Annotated in this window: 18 protein-coding genes; 16 read left to right on the forward strand and 2 right to left on the reverse strand. The window is 67.9% G+C overall.

Features of this window, described 5'->3' with window-relative positions; translation table 11 throughout:
* Window positions 1-42 precede the first annotated feature (42 nt).
* The 14 genes from C0461_RS02880 (at window position 43) to C0461_RS02945 (ending at window position 15,274) form a co-directional block, all read left to right on the forward strand.
* Window positions 43-1,182, forward strand: a complete 1,140-nt coding sequence (locus C0461_RS02880; protein ID WP_292103776.1) for an AI-2E family transporter — start codon at window positions 43-45, stop codon at window positions 1,180-1,182.
* Between the two features lie 291 nt (window positions 1,183-1,473).
* Window positions 1,474-6,408: an NAD-glutamate dehydrogenase gene (locus tag C0461_RS02885; RefSeq protein WP_292103778.1), complete on the forward strand. Its 4,935-nt coding sequence runs from the start codon at window positions 1,474-1,476 to the stop codon at window positions 6,406-6,408.
* Window positions 6,409-6,427: 19 nt separating this feature from the next.
* Window positions 6,428-6,895, forward strand: a complete 468-nt coding sequence (locus C0461_RS02890; RefSeq protein WP_292103780.1) for a universal stress protein — start codon at window positions 6,428-6,430, stop codon at window positions 6,893-6,895.
* A gap of 57 nt (window positions 6,896-6,952) precedes the next feature.
* A complete protein-coding gene (locus C0461_RS02895) occupies window positions 6,953-7,519 on the forward strand; it encodes a NifU family protein (protein WP_292103782.1) in 567 nt (188 codons plus the stop codon).
* 49 nt (window positions 7,520-7,568) lie between these two features.
* Window positions 7,569-8,162: a helix-turn-helix transcriptional regulator gene (locus C0461_RS02900; protein WP_292103783.1), complete on the forward strand. Its 594-nt coding sequence runs from the start codon at window positions 7,569-7,571 to the stop codon at window positions 8,160-8,162.
* Between the two features lie 66 nt (window positions 8,163-8,228).
* Window positions 8,229-8,609 (forward strand): helix-turn-helix transcriptional regulator, encoded by a 381-nt coding sequence (locus C0461_RS02905; protein WP_292103785.1) that lies wholly within the window; start codon window positions 8,229-8,231, stop codon window positions 8,607-8,609.
* Window positions 8,610-8,630: 21 nt separating this feature from the next.
* Window positions 8,631-9,266: a tRNA (adenosine(37)-N6)-threonylcarbamoyltransferase complex dimerization subunit type 1 TsaB gene (tsaB, locus tag C0461_RS02910; protein WP_292103786.1), complete on the forward strand. Its 636-nt coding sequence runs from the start codon at window positions 8,631-8,633 to the stop codon at window positions 9,264-9,266.
* A complete protein-coding gene (locus C0461_RS02915; protein ID WP_292103787.1) occupies window positions 9,263-9,673 on the forward strand; it encodes a GNAT family N-acetyltransferase in 411 nt (136 codons plus the stop codon). The genes tsaB and C0461_RS02915 overlap by 4 nt, the downstream gene beginning before the upstream one ends.
* Before the next feature lie 39 nt (window positions 9,674-9,712).
* On the forward strand, window positions 9,713-10,183 hold the full coding sequence (locus tag C0461_RS02920; protein WP_292103788.1) for a Fur family transcriptional regulator: 471 nt from the start codon (window positions 9,713-9,715) through the stop codon (window positions 10,181-10,183).
* Window positions 10,184-10,232: 49 nt separating this feature from the next.
* The gene (gene miaB / locus C0461_RS02925) at window positions 10,233-11,714 is read left to right on the forward strand and encodes a tRNA (N6-isopentenyl adenosine(37)-C2)-methylthiotransferase MiaB (protein WP_292103790.1); all 1,482 of its coding nucleotides are present in this window, start codon (window positions 10,233-10,235) and stop codon (window positions 11,712-11,714) included.
* Window positions 11,714-12,682 carry a PhoH family protein gene (locus C0461_RS02930; RefSeq protein WP_292103792.1) on the forward strand — a complete coding sequence of 323 codons (969 nt, stop codon included), beginning with the start codon at window positions 11,714-11,716 and terminating at the stop codon, window positions 12,680-12,682. Before miaB ends, C0461_RS02930 begins: the two co-directional genes overlap by 1 nt.
* Window positions 12,679-13,122: an rRNA maturation RNase YbeY gene (gene ybeY / locus C0461_RS02935; protein WP_292103793.1), complete on the forward strand. Its 444-nt coding sequence runs from the start codon at window positions 12,679-12,681 to the stop codon at window positions 13,120-13,122. Before C0461_RS02930 ends, ybeY begins: the two co-directional genes overlap by 4 nt.
* A 97-nt stretch (window positions 13,123-13,219) precedes the next feature.
* Complete coding sequence (gene lnt / locus C0461_RS02940; protein ID WP_292103794.1) at window positions 13,220-14,782, forward strand: apolipoprotein N-acyltransferase; 1,563 nt, start codon at window positions 13,220-13,222, stop codon at window positions 14,780-14,782.
* Between the two features lie 72 nt (window positions 14,783-14,854).
* The gene (locus C0461_RS02945) at window positions 14,855-15,274 is read left to right on the forward strand and encodes a helix-turn-helix transcriptional regulator (RefSeq protein WP_292103796.1); all 420 of its coding nucleotides are present in this window, start codon (window positions 14,855-14,857) and stop codon (window positions 15,272-15,274) included.
* A gap of 68 nt (window positions 15,275-15,342) precedes the next feature.
* On the opposite strand, the gene C0461_RS02950 is transcribed toward C0461_RS02945, so the two are convergent.
* Complete coding sequence (locus tag C0461_RS02950) at window positions 15,343-15,840, reverse strand: S-type pyocin family protein (protein WP_292103798.1); 498 nt, start codon at window positions 15,838-15,840, stop codon at window positions 15,343-15,345.
* A gap of 121 nt (window positions 15,841-15,961) precedes the next feature.
* Between C0461_RS02950 and coaBC the strand changes: the two genes are divergently transcribed.
* Window positions 15,962-17,176 (forward strand): bifunctional phosphopantothenoylcysteine decarboxylase/phosphopantothenate--cysteine ligase CoaBC, encoded by a 1,215-nt coding sequence (gene coaBC, locus C0461_RS02955; protein ID WP_292103800.1) that lies wholly within the window; start codon window positions 15,962-15,964, stop codon window positions 17,174-17,176.
* A gap of 10 nt (window positions 17,177-17,186) precedes the next feature.
* Window positions 17,187-17,645 (forward strand): dUTP diphosphatase, encoded by a 459-nt coding sequence (gene dut / locus C0461_RS02960; protein WP_292103802.1) that lies wholly within the window; start codon window positions 17,187-17,189, stop codon window positions 17,643-17,645.
* Between the two features lie 2 nt (window positions 17,646-17,647).
* Here the strand turns inward: dut and C0461_RS02965 are convergent.
* A partial coding sequence (locus tag C0461_RS02965; protein ID WP_292103803.1) for an NAD(+) synthase occupies window positions 17,648-19,551 on the reverse strand: 1,904 nt, incomplete at its 5' end.

Consider the following 19,551-nt stretch of genomic DNA (forward strand, 5'->3'; position numbering starts at 1 on the left):
CCGGCGATTGACGCGCGCCCCGGCGACGCGGACAAGGGAGGCATGAAATCGCCCATCACCCTGCCTGGCTCCGCGGTGTCCAGAAACGCCCTGGTCATTCTGGCCGTGGTGGCGGCAGGGGCGGCCATCTACTGGCTCAGGGACATTCTGACGCCCCTGGCCATGGCGATCTTCCTGTTGATCATGATCGACGGGGTGCGCCGGGTCATCGAGCAACGCACCGGCCTGGCGAATGGGCTCTCCATGGCTGCTGCGGTGACCCTCGTGCTGCTGGGGTTCATCGCCTCCATCTGGATCATCGTCGACGGCGCGGCGGGCTTCATCGCCCAGGCGACGACGGTTGTTGAGCGGCTGGACGCCATAATCGCCGACATCGCCGGGCTGATTGGCATCGAGGTGGCGCCGACCGCGCGCGAGTTGATCGGCGAAATCAATCTCCGCGGCCTGCTGGCCGAGGTGGCCATGGACGTCCAGAACATCGCCACCGGCGCCTTTTTTGTTCTGGTCTATCTGGGCTTCCTTCTCGCGTCCCAGGTCGGGTTCAGGAAGAAGATCGTCAACATGTTCCCCCGCCGTCACGACCGGCAGGAGGCCATGGCGGTGTTCGAGCGGGTGCGCGGCGGGGTTGAGGGCTATCTGTGGGTCCAGACCGTAACCGGGGCCATGATCTGTGCGGTGGCCTATGTGTTGATGCGCGCGGTGGGGCTGGAGAACGCGGGCTTTTGGACCTTCGTCATTTTCGTCGTGGGCTATATCCCGATCCTTGGCGGCGCCATCGCCGGCCTGGCCCCGCCGCTGTTCGCCCTGGTGCAGTTTGAAACCTACTGGCAGGCGGTGGTGCTGCTGACCGGACTTCAGGCGTTGCTGTTCATCATGGGCAATGTGATCCAGCCGCGCATGCAGGGCGACAATCAGAACATCGACCCCGTGGTTGTCCTGCTGTCCCTGGCGTTCTGGGGTCAGATCTGGGGCGTAGTGGGCATGTTCCTTTCCACGCCTCTCGCCGTGGCGGCCATGGCGATCCTCGCCGAATTCAAGGGCTCGCGCTGGATCGCCGTGCTGCTGTCGGGGGACGGGGACCCCTATGCCGACGCTCCCCGCGAGTCCGATGACAAGCCGCCCAGGAAGTCGCTACTGGACAGGCTGCGGCGGAAAGACGCGGGCGGTTCGACCGCCACTTGATCGCCGCTTTCTACCCCCTATCTGGATCTCAGCAGCCCGGCCTTCCCTCCCCCTCCCGACGGCCGGGCCAGCGGTCGATCCTCTCCCCTCCCCGGATCGGCCATAGAGACCGCCGGACGCCTCGCGTCCGGCGGTTCTTAATTCCGACCCCGTCATCTCCTCTCCCCCCTTTCGCCGTAACCGCGGCTGGACTAGCAAGCGCGAAACGGTTGATCGGGCGCACAACACGGCTAGGGTCAACCACAAGATCAGAACAAAGCGGCCCTGGGCCGCGGCTCGGACGGAAACATCATGCGCGGCGAAAACCGGACCCCGGCGAAGGATTCCAACGCGGGGGCGGACGAACCGATAACCCTTGAGGTCTTGAGTCGGCGCTTCATCAAGGCCCTGGGCGCCAAGGGCGCGCCCGACGCCTTGCAGACGGCGTTCCTGCGTCAAGCGTTTGAGGACTACGAGGCCGACGAGACGCCGGAGGTGGGGCCCGACGACCTCGCCTGCGTCCTGGCGGCCTTCTGGCTGCTGGGCGACAAGCGCAAGACCGGCGACGCGCCCCTGATCGACATCGCCCCCATGTTGGACTGCAAGGGCGAGGCGTTGGGCTATGACGCCATCCAGGTGATTCAGGACGACGCGCCGTTCCTGGTCGACAGCGTCATGGGCGACCTGGCCGCCGCCGGCGTCTCTGTGCGCGCCATGTTCCATCCGCTTGTCGAGGTCGGGCGTGACAAGGCCGGCGCGCGGGTCGACGCTCAGACCCGTGAGTCCATGATCCTGGTCATTGTCGACACCCTGCCGCCCGAGCGGCGCGCGGCGGTGGCCGCCAGCCTCGGAGAGACCTTGTCAGACGTACGCGCCGCCGTCGCGGATCACGGGCGCATGGCGCGGCTGATGCAGCGCTGTCTGAACGACCTGAACAGCCAGGCGCCGGAAATGGACGCCGAGGCGCTGGAAGAAAACATCGCCTTCCTGAAATGGCTGAACGCTGATCATTTCGTCTTCCTGGGCGCGCGCGAGTACGAGTTTCCCCGCACGCCGGACGGCGCCTATGAGGCTGAAGCTCCGCTGTCGCAATCCGGGGAGGGGTTGGGCGTCCTGCGCGATCCGGAGCGCCGGGTTCTCCGCCGGGCCAGCGAGCCCGCTGTTCTGACCAAACAGATGAAGCGCCAGCTGAACCTGGGCGAGCCCGTCAGCGTGGCCAAGGCCAATCTCCGCAGCCGCGTCCACCGCCGCGCCTACATGGACTATGTGGGGGTCAAGCGGTACGGCGCCGACGGCAAGGCGGCGGGCGAGACCCGCTTCGTGGGCCTGTTCACCGCCGAGGCCTATGACCGGTCCGCGTCCGAAGTGCCTTTGATACGCCGCAAGGTCAGGAATGCCCTGGAGCGCGCCGGGAAGGCCCCGGGCAGCCACAATCACAAGCGCCTGAAGAACGTCCTGGAGAACTACCCCCGCGACGAGCTGTTCCAGATGAGCGAGGATGAGCTGCTGGAGATTTCGCTGGGCGTCCTCCACCTGATGGACCGGCCCCGGGTCAAGATATTCACCCGCAAGGATCCCTTCGACCGTTTCGTTTCGGTGCTGACCTATGTGCCCCGCGAACGCTATGACGCCAGTGTGCGTGAGCGCATCGGGCGCATCCTGGCGGCGGCATGGGGCGGGCGGCTCTCGGCCTGGTATCCGCAGCTGAGCGACGCGCCGCTGGTGCGGATCCACTACATCATCGGCGTAGAGCCGGGGGATCACCTCGAGCCGGATGTGGCGGACGTGGAGTCCATGGTGGTGGACACCAGCCGAAGCTGGGCGGATCGTTTCGAGAGCGCGGCGCGCCGCGCGGGCGTGGCCGAGGCCCAGATCGGGGCCCTGACATCCAAATGGTCCGAGGCGTTCAGCCCCGGTTATCGCGACCGCTATGACGCTGTCGAGGCCGTGACGGACCTGTTCGAATTCGACGTCCTCGGGGAGGAAGGCCAGGGCGCCCCGGTGGCTGTGCGGGCGTTCCGCATGCCCGAGGACACACCCCTGCAGTTCCGTTTCAAGCTGTACCGCCGAGGTGATCCGGCGCCCCTGTCCGACGTCCTGCCGATCCTTGCGGACATGGGCCTGAAAACCATCGAGGAGTACGGTCATTCTCTCAAGCCTGCGGGCGACACCCCGGTGCATGTGCACGAGTTCCTGCTCGAGGATCCGCGCGGCCAGAACCTCAACTTTGCCGATGTGAAGGCGCCGTTCGAGGCTGCCTTCGCCGCCGTCTGGACCGGCCGCACCGAGAGTGACGGCTTCAATCGATTGGTGGTCGAGCTGGGGGTCGACTGGCGCCAGGCGGCCTTGATCCGCACGCTCGCCCGATATCGCCAGCAGACCGGCCTGGATCCCAGCCAGGCGGTTCAGGAAGAGGCCCTGCGCGAGCATCCCGTGGTGGCGCGCACCCTGCTGTCCTTGTTCGACGCCAAGTTCGATCCCGCCGGAGGGGGGGCGCCGGAGGCGCGCGAAGCCCAGGTCAAGGCGTTGACGGACAAGATCGACCGTGCGCTGCAGGACGTGGCCAGCCTTGATCATGACCGCGCCCTGCGCCGGCTGTCGCTGCTGATCCAGGCGATCAAACGCACCAACTACTACCAGACCGGCGAGGACGGCGAGCCCAAGCCCTATATCTCCATCAAGATCGCCTCGCGCGAACTGGCCGACGTGCCCGCGCCCAAGCCCTATCGTGAGATCTTCGTCTGGGCGCCCCATGTGGAAGGCGCGCACCTGCGCTTCGGCCCGGTGGCGCGCGGCGGCCTGCGCTGGTCGGACCGGCGCGACGATTTCCGCACTGAGGTCCTGGGCCTGGTCAAGGCGCAGCAGGTCAAGAACGCGGTCATCGTGCCCGTGGGCTCCAAGGGCGGATTCTACCCCAAACAGCTGCCGCGCGGCGGAAGTCGGGACGCCGTCCAGACCGAGGCGATACGGGCCTACAAGACCTTCCTGTCCGGCCTGCTGGACCTGACGGACAACATCGCGGCCTCAGGAGCGGTGGTTCGTCCGCCCGCCGTCGTCGCCTGGGAAGGGGATGATCCCTACCTGGTCGTGGCCGCTGACAAGGGCACGGCCACCTTCTCGGACATCGCCAACGGCATTTCGGCCGACTACGGGTTCTGGCTGGGTGACGCCTTCGCCTCGGGCGGCTCGGCGGGATACGACCACAAGGAAATGGGCATCACCGCGCGCGGCGCCTGGGAGGCGGTCAAGCGCCACTTCCGCGAGATGGGCAAGGACATCCAGTCCGAGCCCTTCACCGTGGTGGGGGTGGGCGACATGTCGGGCGACGTGTTCGGCAACGGCATGCTCCTGTCGAAACAGATACGTCTGGTCGCCGCTTTCGATCACCGGGACATCTTCATCGATCCCGATCCTGATCCCGCGACGTCTTTCAAGGAGCGCAAGCGCCTGTTCGAGCTGCCGCGTTCATCCTGGCAGGACTACGAAGCGTCGAAGATATCAAAGGGCGGCGGGGTGTTTTCGCGCTCGGCCAAGTCCATCAAGCTGACGCCCGAGATCAAGGCGGCGCTGGAGATCGAGGCGGACGAGGTTGATCCCTTCACCCTGATGAAGGCCATCATCACCGCTCCGGCCGAACTCCTCTACTTCGGCGGCATCGGCACCTATGTGAAGGCGGAGCACGAGACCGACCTTCAGGTGGGCGACAAGGCCAATGACGCCATTCGCGTCAACGGCGTCGACCTGCGGGCCCGGGTGGTTGGCGAAGGCGCCAATCTGGGCCTGACCCAAGCCGGACGCATCGGATTCGCGCGCAACGGCGGCCGCATCAACACCGACGCCATCGACAACTCGGCGGGCGTGGATTCCTCGGATCATGAAGTCAACATCAAGATCCTGACCGGCTCGGCCATCGCGGGCGGAAAGCTGAAGGAAAAGGACCGAAACGCCCTTCTGGCCTCCATGACCGAAGACGTGGCCCGCAAGGTGCTGGTGCACAACTATGACCAGACCCTCGCCATCAGCCTGCAGGAGCGCAATGCCGCCGCTGAACTGGAGGCCCAGATCCGGTTCATGAACCGCCTGGAGTCCGAGGGAAAGCTGGATCGGATGGTCGAGGGGCTTCCCGGGGATTTGCGCCTGACCGAGATGCAGGCGTCCAGGGCGGGCCTGACGCGGCCCGAGCTGTCGGTCGTCACCGCCTATTCCAAGCTGGAGCTGGCCGAGGACATTGTGGCTTCCGCGGCGCCGGAGGATCCCTTCTTCGAGCGGGTGCTGGAGGGCTATTTCCCCGAGGCGCTGGGCAAGTTCGACAAGGCCATGAACAGCCATCGCCTGCGTCGCGAGATCGTGGCCACGGTGCTGTGCAACGACATCGTCAACATGTGCGGCCCCACCTTCCCTGAGCGCCTGAGGGTCAGCGCCGAATGCGACACCACGGCCCTGGTGATAGGGTTCGAGGCGGCGCGGCGCATCTTCCGCCTGGACGAGGCGTGGGACGCGGTTTCGGCGCTGGACGGCAAGATCCAGGCCGAGGCCCAGTTGAAGCTGTACGAAGAGATCGCCGTGATTCTGCGCCGCCAGACCTTCTGGCTGGCGCGCCGCGTCGCCCGCCAGAACATGGGCGGGGTGGGTGATCTGATAAAGGCCTATCGCCAGGCGGCCGACGACCTGCGCGGGTCGAGCGCCACGGTCCTTTCCAGATTCGAGCAGGCCCGTCTGAAGGCGCGCAAGGAAACCTTTATCGAGGCGGGCGCGCCGCGCGAACTGGCTGGATCCATCGCCCTTATGCGCCCCATGGTGGCGGCCAGCGACATCGCCGATCTGGCGCGCCAGCTGAAATGGTCTGCGCCGACCATGGCGCGGCTTTATCACCAGGTCGGCGCTGCTTTCGATCTGGACCGACTGCGCGCTGCGGCCGGATCGCTGGCCTCGGCGGACCATTATGAGCGCCTGGCCGTGCGCCGGATGGTCGAGGACTTTATGGCCGAGCAGGTGGTCATCACCCGCGCGGTGGCCCGAGGCTGCAAGGAATCCGTGGGGGAAAGCGAAAAGACCGCCGAGGCCGCTGTGGATGCCTGGGTCGGTGATCGCCTGGGCATCGCCGAGGGCGTGCGCAGCACCGTGGACGAGATCGAGCAGTCGTCTCACGGCTGGAGCTTCGCCAAGCTGACCATCGCCAACGTGGCCGTCCGAGACTTCGCCGCCGCTGCTGCTCAATCCATGGCCGCGACCAATCGGTCCGGCTAAGCTAGGACAGGGACTGATCATGGCGCGGAAGTTCCTTGTGGTGGTGGATGACACCCCCGAGTTCGATTCGGCCCTGCGCTTCGCGGCCCGCCGCGCCCGCTCCACCGGCGGGCGCGTGGTGTTGTTGCGCGCCATTCCGCCCTCGGCCTTTGAACACTGGTCCGGCGTGCGCGAGGAGATCGAGCGGCAGCAGCGGGAGGAGGCCGAGGCCCTTCTCAACCGTTTCGGCGAAAAGGCCGCCGACCTGTCCGGCTCGGCGCCTGTGTTCCTCGTGGAGGAGGCCGAGACCCGCGACGCCATCATCAAGGCCGTGGATGCGGATCCCGAGATCAAGATCCTGGTCCTCGCCGCCGCCATCGGTACGCGCGGGCCGGGTCCGCTGGTGGCGGCCATCGCCAAGGAGGGCGCCGGTGTAGGTGGTCGTCGTTTGCCGGTCACAGTGGTGCCGGGCGACCTGACCGACCAGGAGGTCGAGGACCTGGCCTGACCCTGCCCGCGCATGGGCGCCCTTGCGAAGCGATGAACGGACGCGCATCTGAGGCCCATGTTCATCCAGACCGAAGCCACGCCCAATCCCAACGTCATCAAGTTCCTGCCGGGCCGCGACGTTTCGCCCGAGCGGGCGCTGGAGTTCCGCACCATCGACGAGGCCGCGGTTTCGCCGCTGGCCGAAGGCCTGTTCCAGCTGGAGGGGGTCGAGGGCGTCTTCTTCGGGTCTGACTATGTGGCGGTGACGCGGGCGGCCGCCGGCCCGGACTGGAGCGCCCTGAAGGCGCCGGTTCTGACCGCCCTGATGGATCATTTCACCTCCGGTGCGCCCCTGACGCGAGGTGAGGCCGCAAAGGCCGACGCCCATGCGGGCGGCGAGGGCGACAGCGAGGTGGTGCGCGAGATCAAGGCCCTGCTGGACACCCGCATCCGTCCGGCGGTGGCCCAGGACGGCGGCGACATCCTGTTTGACCGGTTCGACGAGGCCGATGGTGTGCTGTGGCTGCGCATGCGCGGGGCCTGTGCCGGGTGCCCCTCGTCGTCGGCCACTCTCAAGGCGGGGGTGGAGAACATGATGCGCCACTATGTGCCCGAGGTGGAGCGGGTCGAGCAGACCCTGTGAAACCAAACAGTCGCTCGTATCAAGCGGCTGGCTGGTCCATTCTGTTTCCATGACGCGATTCCGCGATGACCCCGACGCCAATGCGCTGGGTCAGGCCCTGGCCGGCCTGCGCAAGGCGCGCGGCCTGAGCCAGGCCGAGGCCGGCGCCCGCATGGGCGTAACCAGTCAGGCCTGGGGGCTGTATGAGGCCGGGCGTCGTCCCGGCATGTTCCGCCCTGACGTGCAGCGCCGCCTGACCGCCGCGCTCGACCTGACGCCTGAGGATCTGGCGCTGGAAATGGCGCGCCGGCCCGCTGTCCCGGCGCCGGCTTCCGACCGGCTTGAAGAAAGCGGGAGGGCCTTTTCCACCAAGGGTCCGCCGGGATCGGTCAGGCGGACGCTGCAGTTGCGCGATGACGATCTGGCGCCGTGGGCGGGTTCAGGCGTGGTGCTGGTCTACGACCTGTCCGTCTGGCCGCGGCGGGATCAGGGCTGCGTGGTGGAGACCGCCGACGGGCCGGTGATCGGTCTTTACCATCGGGGCGACCGGGATACGGTGGTGCTTCGCGGGCCGGGCGGCGACAAGCGGGTGCTGCAGCGGAGCTGGATCGGGTCGGTGGGGGCGGTGGTGGCTCGGCTCGAGGGTGTGGATTGGCCGCAATGAAACAAAATGGTTGTATTTCCGGCGCGGAAATGAAACCCTGAGGCGTCGTAGCCGTCGGAGGTTCCATTGCCGCGCCGCCCGCCCCATCCTTCGCCCGAAGCGGATTGGCTGGACCGCGATCTGGGCGCGGCCATCCGCCGGTTCCGCACCGACCTGGGCCTGTCCCAGCACGCCCTGGCCGCGCGCTTGTCGCTGAGCGGCCAGCAAATGCAGAAATACGAGAGCGGGGCCAACCGGGTGTCTGCCTCGACGCTCTACCTGATCGCCCGGGAGTTGGACCAGCCGGTGGCGGCCTTCTTCCCCGTGCATGGCGGACCGGATGACGCGCAGGCGCTGCTGGACACGCCGGAAGGGCGCGCCCTGTCACGCGGCTTTTCCCGCATCCACGACATGGGACAGCGACGGGCGCTGGGGGTGATCGTGGAGGGGCTGGCGCGTACGGCCTAAGCGGCCTATTCCGGCGACCTGATGAAGACCCTGATCATCGACACGGCGCTGGGCGCCTGCACAGCCGTCGCGGCTGACCATTCGCATGTGGTTGCGGCCGCAACAGAAGACATGGTGCGCGGCCATCAGGAGCGTCTCGGCGGCATGGTCAGGACGGCCATGGCCGCAGCGCAATGGCGCTATGACGATCTGGACCTCATTGCTGTGACCACGGGGCCGGGCTCGTTCACAGGCCTGCGCGTCGGACTGGCTTTTGCGCAGGGCTTGGGGCTGGCCCTTGATCGTCCGGTCTCGGGCCTGTCGACGCTGGCCGCGCTGGCGCTGGACGTGGAGTCCGGGGGGGTGGTGTGGGCCCTGATCGACGCGCGACGGGGACAGATCTACGGGCAGCCGTTTCAGGACGGCGCGCCGCTGGCCGATCCTGCCGCCCTGACTCTCGAAGCCGCCGCGCTGCGCATGACCGGAACGCAGGCGCGCATCGCCGTGGGGTCAGGAGCTGCGCTTGTGTCTGTGACCGGCGTGGAGGCCGTGGTTCGCGCTGCGCCGTCGCCCGGCGCGCTGGCGCGTCTGGCTGCGGATCAGCCGCGAAACGAGGCGCGGCCGCTCTATCTGCGGGCGCCTGACGCCAAGCTGCCGGGCGGGCGTGATCCGGAATGAAGGATCCGGTGCATCTGGCGGCCATCCACGCCTCGGCTTTCGATGCGTCCTGGGACGCCGCGGCGATCAAGGCGTTGCTGGACATGCCGGGCGCCGAACTGGAAGTCGAGGTCGACAGCTTCCTGCTGTGGCGCCGCGCCGCGGACGAGGCGGAGATCGTCACGCTGGCCGTGCGGCCCGAGGCCCGGCGGCGGGGACTGGGCGGGCGGTTGCTGGACCGGACCATGGATCGCGCGCGGGAGCGGGGCGTGACGCGGTTGTTCCTGGAGGTGGCCCATGACAACCCCGCAGCCTTGGGGCTGTATGGCTCACGGGGGTTCGAGCCGGTCGGAAAACGCCCCGACTACTACGTCCGGCCGGATGGGTCGCGCGCGGATGCCCTGATACTCGCTCTCAACTTGTCCTGACCGCTTTCCTCTTGGCCGGGGGATGACTATTCTGGCCTCATGGACCGGATCGAGAAACTCTGCGCCGAGCGCGGCATGCGCATGACCGAGCAACGTCGCGTCATCGCGCGGGTGCTGTCGGAAGCCGAAGACCACCCCGACGTGGAGGAGTTGTACCGCCGCGCCTCGGCCATCGATCCGCATATCTCCATCGCCACGGTCTATCGCACCGTACGTCTGTTCGAAGAGGCGGGCGTGGTGGAGAAACACGACTTCGGCGACGGGCGCAGCCGCTATGAAGAAGCCGGTGACGACCACCACGACCACCTGATCGACACCAAGTCCGGCGAGGTGATCGAGTTCTTTGACGCCGAGATCGAGCGCCTGAAGACCGAGATCGCCGAGCGGCTGGGCTTCAAGCTGATCGGGCACAAGCTGGAACTGTACGGCACGGCGATCGAGGGCGCCTCGCCCACCAGCCGCGAAGGCCTGATCTTCACCCGGCACAACCGCCGCACCGAGGACGCCTGATTCTTCGCTTACGCTTGTGGGGGCTGTGCGAAATCCCCATAACCGCGCGATGATCGACGCCCAAGACAAGCCGACGTCCGAACGGGCCGAAAAGCGCCTGTTCATCAAGACCTACGGCTGCCAGATGAACGTCTATGACTCCGAGCGCATGGCCGATGTCCTGCGCCCGCTGGGCTATGCGCCGACCGACACGCCCGAAGACGCCGACTTCGTCATCCTGAACACCTGCCACATCCGCGAGAAGGCGGCCGAGAAGGTCTATTCCGAGCTGGGCAAGCTGCGGATGCTCAAGGACGAGAAGGCGTCGGACGGCCGGGGCGCCATGACCATCGCCGTCGCCGGCTGCGTGGCCCAGGCCGAGGGCGAGGAGATCATGCGTCGCCAGCCCGCCGTGGATCTGGTTGTCGGGCCGCAGGCCTATCATCAGCTGCCCGAACTGCTGACCCGCACGGCGCGGGCCCGGGGTGAGCGCATCGGGGCCGACTTCGCCCCGAACGCCAAGTTCGACGCCCTGGCGGGCGAGAAGATCGGCGCGCGAGGCGTCAAGGGACCGACCGCGTTCCTGACGGTGCAGGAGGGTTGCGACAAATTCTGCACCTTCTGCGTGGTGCCCTATACCCGCGGGGCCGAATGGTCGCGCCCGGCCGCCGACATCCTGAGCGAGGCGCGCGAGCTGGCGGCGCGCGGCGTGCGCGAGGTCACCCTGCTGGGCCAGAACGTCAACGCCTATGATGGCGCGGGGCCGGACGGCGCGGTCTGGACGCTGGCGCGGCTGGCGTATGGACTGGCGGAGATCGAGGGGCTGGACCGCATCCGCTACACCACCAGCCACCCCAACGACATGGGCGATGACCTGATCGCGGCGCACGCCGAGCTGGACGCCCTGATGCCCTATCTGCACCTGCCGGTTCAGTCGGGTTCGGACCGCCTGCTGCGCCTGATGAACCGCAAGCATGGGCGTCAGAAATATTTCGATCTTATAGACCGCGTGCGCGCGGCCCGGCCGGACATGGCCCTGTCGGGCGACTTCATCGTCGGCTTCCCCGGCGAGACCGACCGGGATTTCGAGGACACCCTGGATCTGGTGCGGCGGGTGAACTACGCCTCGGCCTTCTCTTTCATCTATTCACCGCGGCCCGGCACCCCGGCGGCGACCATGGGCGCGCAGGTCGAGCCCCATGTGGCTTCGGAACGGTTGCAGGCGCTCCAGACCCTGCTGTTCGAACAGCAGGTGGCCTTCAACCAGTCCCAGGCGGGCAAGGTCCTGCCGGTGCTGTTCGAGCGCAAGGGCCGTCACGGCCGTCAGGCCATCGGCCGCTCACCCTATCTGCAGTCCGTATACGTGGAGGACGCCGACCACCTGATGGGGCGGATCGTCCCGGTCCGGATCGAACGGGGCCAGCAGAACAGCCTCACCGGCGCGCTGGTTGAAGAATCGCACAGCTCTTTCAAACCACAGGCGTCCGAAAGCATGACCCCCCTGCGCCCTCAAGCAGCGAGCGACCGCGTCGCGAGCGTCAGGGCCCGATAATGGCCAGAGAATCCGAGTTTCTCGCCCTGTCCGACGTCGCCCTGCGGTCCGTCATCGGCCCCGGCAGCCGCCACGTGGCCCTGATCGAGGACGCCTTCAAGGTGCTGGTGGAGTCCCCCGGCGGCGGGGTGTCCATCAACGGCTCGACCAAGGACCGGGCCGCCGCCAAACGCGTGGTCGAGGTGCTGGCCAAGCGGGCCGATCTGGGCGCCGAGATCACCGAAGCGGACGTGCGCACGGCCCTGGGCGCCCAACGGTCTGGCGGCAAGACACCCGAGGGGGTGGCCCTGCCGGTGGGGCGTCGCGGCGCCATCGCCCCCAAGACCCCGGCCCAGGCCCGCTATCTGGAGGCCCTGGCCAGGTGCGAACTGACCTTCGGCGTCGGCCCGGCGGGCACCGGCAAGACCTTCCTGGCGGCTGCCTATGGCGCATCGCTGCTGAGGCGAGGGCAGGTGGATCGTCTGGTCATCACCCGCCCGGCCGTGGAGGCGGGCGAGAAGCTGGGCTTTCTGCCCGGAGACCTGAACGAGAAGGTGGACCCCTATCTGGCGCCCATCTGGGAGGCCCTGAACGAGATTCTGGGCGCCGACGACGTGCGCCGCAGGCGGGACAAGGGTGAGATCGAGGCCGCGCCGATCGCCTTCATGCGCGGGCGGACCCTGTCCCACGCCTTCATTATCGCCGACGAAGCCCAGAATCTGACCCGGCTGCAGATGAAGATGGTTCTGACCCGTCTGGGCGAAGGCGCACGCATGGTGGTGACCGGCGACCCCAGTCAGGTGGATCTGGTCAACACCCGGGATTCCGGCCTGCCCCACGCCTTGCGTATTCTGGAGAACGTCAAGGGCGTCGGCGTGCTGCGCTTCGAGGCCGCGGACGTGGTGCGCCACGCCATGGTGGAGCGGATCGTGCGCGCCTATGACGCCGACGCGGCGGCCGCGCGCGGCGGTGACGCGACCGCGCCATGATCGACATCGAGGTCGAGGACGACGCCTGGTCGGTGAGCGCGCCGGATGTGCAGGATCTCGTTCTCCGGGCGGCTGAACAGGCGGCGCCGCCGGGCGATGTGGTGATCCTGCTGACCGACGATGAGACGGTGCGCGATCTGAACGCCCGGTTTCGCGGCAAGGATCGCCCGACCAATGTGCTGTCGTTTCCGGCGCCCGATAACGCCCGGCCCCACCTGGGCGACATCGTTCTTGCCTACGGCGTCTGCGCGGTCGAGGCGCGGGAGCAGGGCAAGCCGTTCGCCGATCACCTGAGCCATCTGGTCATTCACGGCGTGCTGCATCTGATGGGCCACGACCATGAGGCGGATGACGAGGCCGAGGCGATGGAGGCGCAGGAGCGCACGCTTCTTGCGGCGCTGGGGATTCCTGATCCGTACCTGTTCCGAAATGACACCTGAACACCAATCCGCTGATCTTGACCAAGCCCGGCCTGGTGCGGCGCCGGAGACGGCTGACGCAGCGCCGCGCCGCCGCTCAAGCGGCGTCTGGCTGCGGGTGGGCGCGGGCCTGACGGCGCTGATTCTCGGGGCCGCCGCCGCCGCGGCGCATCCGCCGTTCGGCTTCCTGATCGGAATTCTCGCCTATCCGGCCCTGATGCTGCTGGTCGAGCGAACGCGGACTCTGCGCGGCGCCTTCGGCCTGGGCTGGCTGGCGGGTTTCACCTATTTCTTCATCAGCTGCTGGTGGGTGGCCGAGGCCTTTCTGGTCAACGCCGAGGCCCACGCCTGGATGGCGCCCTTCGCCGCCTCCCTGCTGCCGGCGGGCCTGGCCCTGTTCTGGGGCGCGGCCCTGGCCGTCTATCGCCGGTTCCATGTGGCGGGCCACCCGCTGCGGCCTCTGCTGTTCGCGGTGGTTTTCTGCGCCTTTGAATGGCTTCGCGGCACGGTGCTGACCGGCTTTCCCTGGAATCCCGCGGGCGCCGCCTGGGGCGCGGGATCGGCGGCGTCCCAGTTCGCGGCGTTGGCGGGAATTTATGGGCTCAGCCTCGTCACCGTGGCGGGCGTGTCCCTGATCGGCCCGCTGTTCGCGCCCGGACGGCTGAAGACAAGGATCGGCGCGGCGGTGCTCGGGGCGCTGATGATCGGCGCTTTGGTGATCGGCGGCGCCTATCGGCTCAGCATGGCGCGGCCCGAGGCGTCGGACACGACTGTGCGCATCGTTCAGGCTGATGTGGAGCAGCAGGCCAAGTGGGACGAAGCCAATTTCGAGGCCATTGTTCAGCGCTACGTGAATCTGACGGCCCGGCCCGGGGCGCAGGTCCCGGATGTGATCGTCTGGCCGGAGGGCGCCTTGCCGGTGACTGCGAACGAAGCATTTGCCGAGGGGGCTCCCGTGGCCGCCGCCATGGCGCGCGCGGTTCAGCCGGGCCAGACCCTGCTGGCGGGCTTCAGTCGCGCAGAACCGACGCCCGAGGGGGAGTGGCGCTATTTCAACAGCCTGTTCGCCCTGTCCGACGCCGGCGAGGCGGGACTGAGAGTCGAGGCGGTCTACGACAAGCACCGGCTGGTGCCCTTCGGCGAGTATCTCCCCTTGGGCGACCTCATGAGCCGCACGGGCCTGCGCAGCCTGGTGCATGTGCCGGCCGATTTCAGCGCCGGTCCCGCCCCCGCGCCGCTGAACCTGCCTGGCCTGCCCGATGTGCAGCCGCTGATCTGCTATGAAAGCCTCTATCCCGGCTTCACGCCGGGGGGCGCGGCGCGGCCGCAGTGGATCGCCAATGTATCCAACGACGCCTGGTTCGGGCGCACGTCCGGCCCTGTCCAGCATCTGAACCTGGCCAGCTTCCGGGCCATAGAGACGGGCCTGCCCATGGTGCGGGCGACGCCCACCGGCATTTCGGCTCTGATCGATCCCTGGGGCCGTGTTGTGCCGGGCAAACGGCTGGAGCCGGGTGAGAGCGGGGTCATCGACGCCCGCCTGCCCCGCCCGCTGGGCCGGACCCTCTACGCCATGGCGGGCGACCTGATCTTTCTGGGGTTGATGCTGGCGGCGCTGGCCGGGGCTCTGTGGCCTTTCCGGTCCCGGATTTCCCGCGCCAGGAGTCTATCCGTGAATTAAGATGACTTCTGGGATTTTGAGGCTCATTCAGGCTTCAATGTCCTGCTTCAGGGTGCACGGAAGGCGCGTGAGATGGCGCGAGGCAAAGGCGACGACGGACCCCATCTGGTGGATCGCCATGTGGGGCGGCGGGTCGAGACCCGGCGCAAGTCGCTGGGCTACAGCCAAAGCCAGCTGGGCGCCGCCCTGGGCCTGACGTTCCAGCAGATCCAGAAATACGAGAAGGGCGCCAACCGCATCTCGGCCTCCAAGCTCTGGGAGATCTCCCAGTTCTTCAAGGTGGAGATCGGCTACTTCTTCGACGGGCTGACGGCGGCCGAGCCGGGGGTGGCCGAAAGCGACACGGTGTCCTTCGATCACGATTTTCCGGTTACCCGCCAGAGTCAGGAGATTGCCCGGCTCGCGCCCCGCCTCAGCCTCAGCCAGCAGAAGGCGGCCCTGGCCATGGTTCGCGAACTGGCCGGCGAGCGCAAGGGCGACGAGCGGGACTGACCAGACCCAAACTGGTTCATTGGAACGCCGTCCGACCGGATGCACCTCATCGATCAGGGCCTCATGGGTCAGCCCGAACCCGCCGCGCGCGCCTTCTGCTGGTCCCAGTAGGCGGGGCCGTCGTCCGGCTTGAACATGGTGCGCGGCGTCCCGTCCGAGGTGGCCACCAGGAACGTGTTCGTCGCCGCGTGGTAGTAGAGGGTGTCGCCGTTGCCCCGGCGCACGGTCTCGGTCCCGGCGGGCGGCGCGATGATGAAGGCATGGGCCTTGTCCACATAGTCATCGGCGGACGCGGCGCTGAAGGCCGCGCCGTTGCGCTCGAACAGACGCTGGATGTTCTGGTCGGCGGTGTTGCGGCTGTTGGAGGTCCAGCGGGCCGGCGCGCCGGACCGCGCCGTCGCCCTTCCGGACTCCACAGCGCCGGCGACGGGCTGCACAGCAGCCTCGGTCGCGGCCCGCTCCGAACGGTCGCGCGTCTCGACCGCACTGGGCCCGTTGTCGCAGGCCGTCAAAGCCGTCACCGCCAGGGCGACGCCGCCCGCCAGCCATAGATTACGCAAGGTCATGAAACCCTCCCTGGAAAACCCGCGGAACAAGGTTATGCACAAAGTTAATGTTCCTGCAATGTTCTTGTCGGAGCCAGCGGCGCCCCTCGACGACGGCGGCGGCGCCCGGTAAGGCGAAGGCATGACCCGGACACCCCCGAAAATCCTGTTGATCGTCGGCGGCGGCATCGCCGCCTACAAGGCGCTGGAGCTGGTGCGCCTGATGAGGAGGGCGAACATGACGGTGCGCGCGGTGCTGACCGGGGCCGGCGCCGAGTTCGTCACCCCCCTGTCCCTGGCCTCCCTGACCGGCCATCCGGTGCATCAGGCCCTGTTCTCGCCCGAGGACGAGACGGCCATGGGCCATATCGAGCTGTCCCGGTGGGCCGATCTGGTCGTGGTGGCGCCGGCCACCGCCGGGCTGATGGCCAAGGCGGCGAACGGTCTGGCGGACGATCTGGCCTCCACCACTTTGCTGGCCACCGACAAGCGGGTGCTGCTGGCCCCGGCCATGAATGTGCGCATGTGGGAGCACCCGGCGGTGAAGACCAATCTGGCGCGCCTGACCGGCTTCGACGGCCTGCACGGCATGGCGGTGGTCGGGCCCGACGAGGGCGAGATGGCCTGCGGCGAGTACGGACCGGGCCGCATGGCCGAGCCGGCCGCGATCCTTGAAGCGGTGCAGGGGCTGCTGGCGGGCGCCGCCGGACGACCCCTGAAGGGCAAGCGGGCTCTGGTGACGGCGGGCCCGACCTTCGAACCCATCGACCCGGTGCGGGGGCTGACCAATCGCTCCAGCGGCAAGCAGGGCTACGCCATCGCCGCGGCCCTGGCCGAGCTGGGCGCCGAGGTGACGCTGGTGTCGGGCCCCACGGCCCTGAGCGCGCCGCCGGGCGTGAAGCGGGTGGACGTGGAGACGGCCGCCCAGATGCATGCGGCCTCCATGGCGGCCCTGCCCGTGGACGTGGCGGTCATGACCGCGGCGGTGGCCGACTGGCGCGTGGACGATGTGGCCACCGGCAAGATCAAGAAGGCGCCGGGTGGACCGCCCATGCTGAGCCTGATCGAGAACCCCGACATTCTGGCGGCCGTGTCGTCGGCCAAGAGCAGGCGTCCCCGGCTGGTGGTCGGCTTCGCCGCCGAGACCAGCGATCTGGAGGTCCAGGCCCGCGCCAAGCTGTCGCGCAAGGGCTGCGACTGGATCGTGGGCAATGACGTGTCCGACGAGGTGTTCGGCTCGGACGGCAACGCCGTGACCCTGATCACCAAAAGCGGGGCCGAGACATGGCCGCGCCAGTCAAAGGCCGCCGTGGCCTGCGCCCTGGCCGCCCGCATCGCCGAAACCCTGACAGACTGACGGACCGAGAATGACCGAGACCGTGACCGCCCGAATCCTGCGCCTGCCCCATGCCGAGGACCTGCTGCTGCCCGCCTATGAGACGGAAGGGTCGGCGGGCATGGACCTGCGGGCGGCGCTTCCGGAGGATCAGCCCGTAACCCTGGCGCCGGGGGCGCGGGCGCTGGTGCCGACGGGGCTGAAGATCGCGCTGGAGCCGGGCTTCGAGGCCCAGGTGCGGCCCCGCTCGGGTCTGGCGCTGAAGCACGGCATCACCTGTCTCAACAGCCCCGGCACCATCGACAGCGACTATCGCGGCGAGGTCGGAGTGATCCTGGCCAATCTGGGGTCCGAGCCCTTCGTGATCCGGCGCGGCGAGCGCATCGCCCAGATGGTCATCGCGCGGCACGAACGGGTGCAGTGGTCCGAGGTGAAGAGCCTCGACGACACCGAGCGCGGCGAGGGCGGCTTCGGCTCCACCGGCCGATAGGGTCAGTCCGGGACGTTCGCGTCCAGTTCGTCCAGCCACACCCGCGCCGTGGCGTCCGACGGCGCCCGCCAATCCCCGCGTGGCGACAGCGAGCCGCCGGTGACCACCTTGGGCCCGTTGGGCAGGGCCGAGCGCTTGAACTGGCTGGTCTGGAAGAAGCGGATCAGGAATTTGCGCAGCCAGGATTTTATGGTCGCCAGATCATACTCGACCATCTCCGCCTCGGGCAGGTTGGCGGGCCAGGCGCCGTGGGTGCGGTCGCCCCACGCCTGATGGGCCAGGTACGCCACCTTGGACGGCTTCAGGCCGAAGCGGGTGATGTAAAACAGGAAGAAGTCATTCAGCGCATAGGGCCCCACCGTCGCCTGGGTGGACTGGATCGCCCCGCTCTCGTCGGCGGGCACCAGTTCCGGTGAGATTTCGGTGCCCAGGATGGCGTGCAGGGTGGGCGCCGCCTCTGCGCCGACGACCTGCTTGTCGGCCACCCAGCGGATCAGGTGCTGGATCAGGGTCTTCGCCACCCCGCCGTTGACGTTGTAGTGGCTCATGTGGTCGCCCACGCCATAGGTGGCCCAGCCCAGCGCCAGTTCCGACAGGTCGCCGGTGCCCAGCACGAAGGCGCCATGGTGGTTGGCCAGACGGAACAGATAGTCGGTGCGCAGGCCCGCCTGCACATTCTCGAAGGTGATGTCGTGGACCGGCTGGCCCTTTGAATAGGGATGGCCGATGTCCTTCAGCATCTGTTCGGCCGCCGGGCGGATGTCGATCTCCTCGCCGGTCACGCCCAGCGCGGTCATCAGGGCCCAGGCGTTGGACTTTGTGCCCTCGGACGTGGCGAAGCCGGGCAGGGTGAACGCCAGGATGTTCTTGCGCGGCAGGTCAAGACGGTCGAACGCCCGGCAGGCCACCAGCAGCGCCTGGGTCGAATCCAGCCCGCCGGAGACGCCGATTACGATGCGCTCGCCGTTGGTCGCCTTCATGCGCCGCATCAGGCCCTGCACCTGAATGTTGAACGCCTCGTAGCAGTCCTGATCCAGCCGCGCCGGGTCGTCGGGCACGAAGGGGAAACGGTCCAGCGGCCGGATCAGGTCGGTGGGAGCGCCAGGCTCCGCAGCGAAGAAGGCGACGGGTTGGAACTCGTCCGCGGCCAACTCGCGCCGGGCGCAGTCCGCGAATGTGCCGGTGCGCAGGCGCTCCAGACCGATCCGCTCCACATCCACGTCGGCGATGGTCAGATGGGAGTCCATCGCGAACCGCTCGCCCGACGCCAGACAGGCGCCCATTTCGTGGATCGAGGCCTGACCGTCCCAGGCCAGGTCGGTGGTGCTTTCGCCCCACCCCGCGGCGGCGAACACATAGGCGCAGACCGCCCGTGACGACTGGCTGGCGCACAGCATCGCCCGCTCATCCGCCTTGCCGATCACCACGTTTGAGGCCGACAGGTTCAGGATGATCCGCGCGCCGGCGAGAGCGGCGCGGGTCGAAGGCGGCAAGGGGGCCCAGAAATCCTCGCAGATTTCGACGCCGAAGGAGAAGCCGGGCCGATTCTCGGCCTGAAAGATCAGGTCAGTTCCGAAGGCGTGGCGCGTGTCGCCGATGATGATGCTGCTGTCGACTTCCTGTGGCCCGGCCGGCGAGAACCAGCGCTTCTCATAATATTCCCTGTAGTTCGGCAGATATGTCTTGGGAATGACGCCCCATATCTGGCCGTTGGTCATCACAACGGCGCAGTTGTAGAGCCGATCGCCCTGTCTGACGGGCGCGCCCATGACGGCGACCAGGTCGGCCTTCTTTGTCGCCGAGGCGACGCGGTCAATCTGGGCCTCCACCTCCGCCAGCAGCGCGTCCTGCATCAGCAGATCGTCGATGGCGTAACCGGTCAGGCTCAGCTCCGGGAACGCCAGCA

It is taken from the genome of Brevundimonas sp., from assembly GCF_013823285.1.
Lineage (GTDB): Bacteria > Pseudomonadota > Alphaproteobacteria > Caulobacterales > Caulobacteraceae > Brevundimonas.

Bases quoted from the DNA above. Each gene is read 5' to 3' on its own strand.
- C0461_RS02885 (WP_292103778.1), top strand. From the start codon at position 1,474: ATGCGCGGCGAAAACCGGACCCCGGCGAAGGATTCCAACGCGGGGGCG.
- C0461_RS02890 (WP_292103780.1), top strand. From the start codon at position 6,428: ATGGCGCGGAAGTTCCTTGTGGTGGTGGATGACACCCCCGAGTTCGAT.
- C0461_RS02895 (WP_292103782.1), top strand. From the start codon at position 6,953: ATGTTCATCCAGACCGAAGCCACGCCCAATCCCAACGTCATCAAGTTC.
- C0461_RS02950 (WP_292103798.1), bottom strand. From the start codon at position 15,840: ATGACCTTGCGTAATCTATGGCTGGCGGGCGGCGTCGCCCTGGCGGTG.
- coaBC (WP_292103800.1), top strand. From the start codon at position 15,962: ATGACCCGGACACCCCCGAAAATCCTGTTGATCGTCGGCGGCGGCATC.
- C0461_RS02915 (WP_292103787.1), top strand. From the start codon at position 9,263: ATGAAGGATCCGGTGCATCTGGCGGCCATCCACGCCTCGGCTTTCGAT.
- ybeY (WP_292103793.1), top strand. From the start codon at position 12,679: ATGATCGACATCGAGGTCGAGGACGACGCCTGGTCGGTGAGCGCGCCG.
- C0461_RS02880 (WP_292103776.1), top strand. From the start codon at position 43: ATGAAATCGCCCATCACCCTGCCTGGCTCCGCGGTGTCCAGAAACGCC.
- C0461_RS02920 (WP_292103788.1), top strand. From the start codon at position 9,713: ATGGACCGGATCGAGAAACTCTGCGCCGAGCGCGGCATGCGCATGACC.
- dut (WP_292103802.1), top strand. From the start codon at position 17,187: ATGACCGAGACCGTGACCGCCCGAATCCTGCGCCTGCCCCATGCCGAG.
- miaB (WP_292103790.1), top strand. From the start codon at position 10,233: ATGATCGACGCCCAAGACAAGCCGACGTCCGAACGGGCCGAAAAGCGC.
- C0461_RS02930 (WP_292103792.1), top strand. From the start codon at position 11,714: ATGGCCAGAGAATCCGAGTTTCTCGCCCTGTCCGACGTCGCCCTGCGG.
- C0461_RS02900 (WP_292103783.1), top strand. From the start codon at position 7,569: ATGACGCGATTCCGCGATGACCCCGACGCCAATGCGCTGGGTCAGGCC.
- tsaB (WP_292103786.1), top strand. From the start codon at position 8,631: ATGAAGACCCTGATCATCGACACGGCGCTGGGCGCCTGCACAGCCGTC.
- C0461_RS02945 (WP_292103796.1), top strand. From the start codon at position 14,855: ATGGCGCGAGGCAAAGGCGACGACGGACCCCATCTGGTGGATCGCCAT.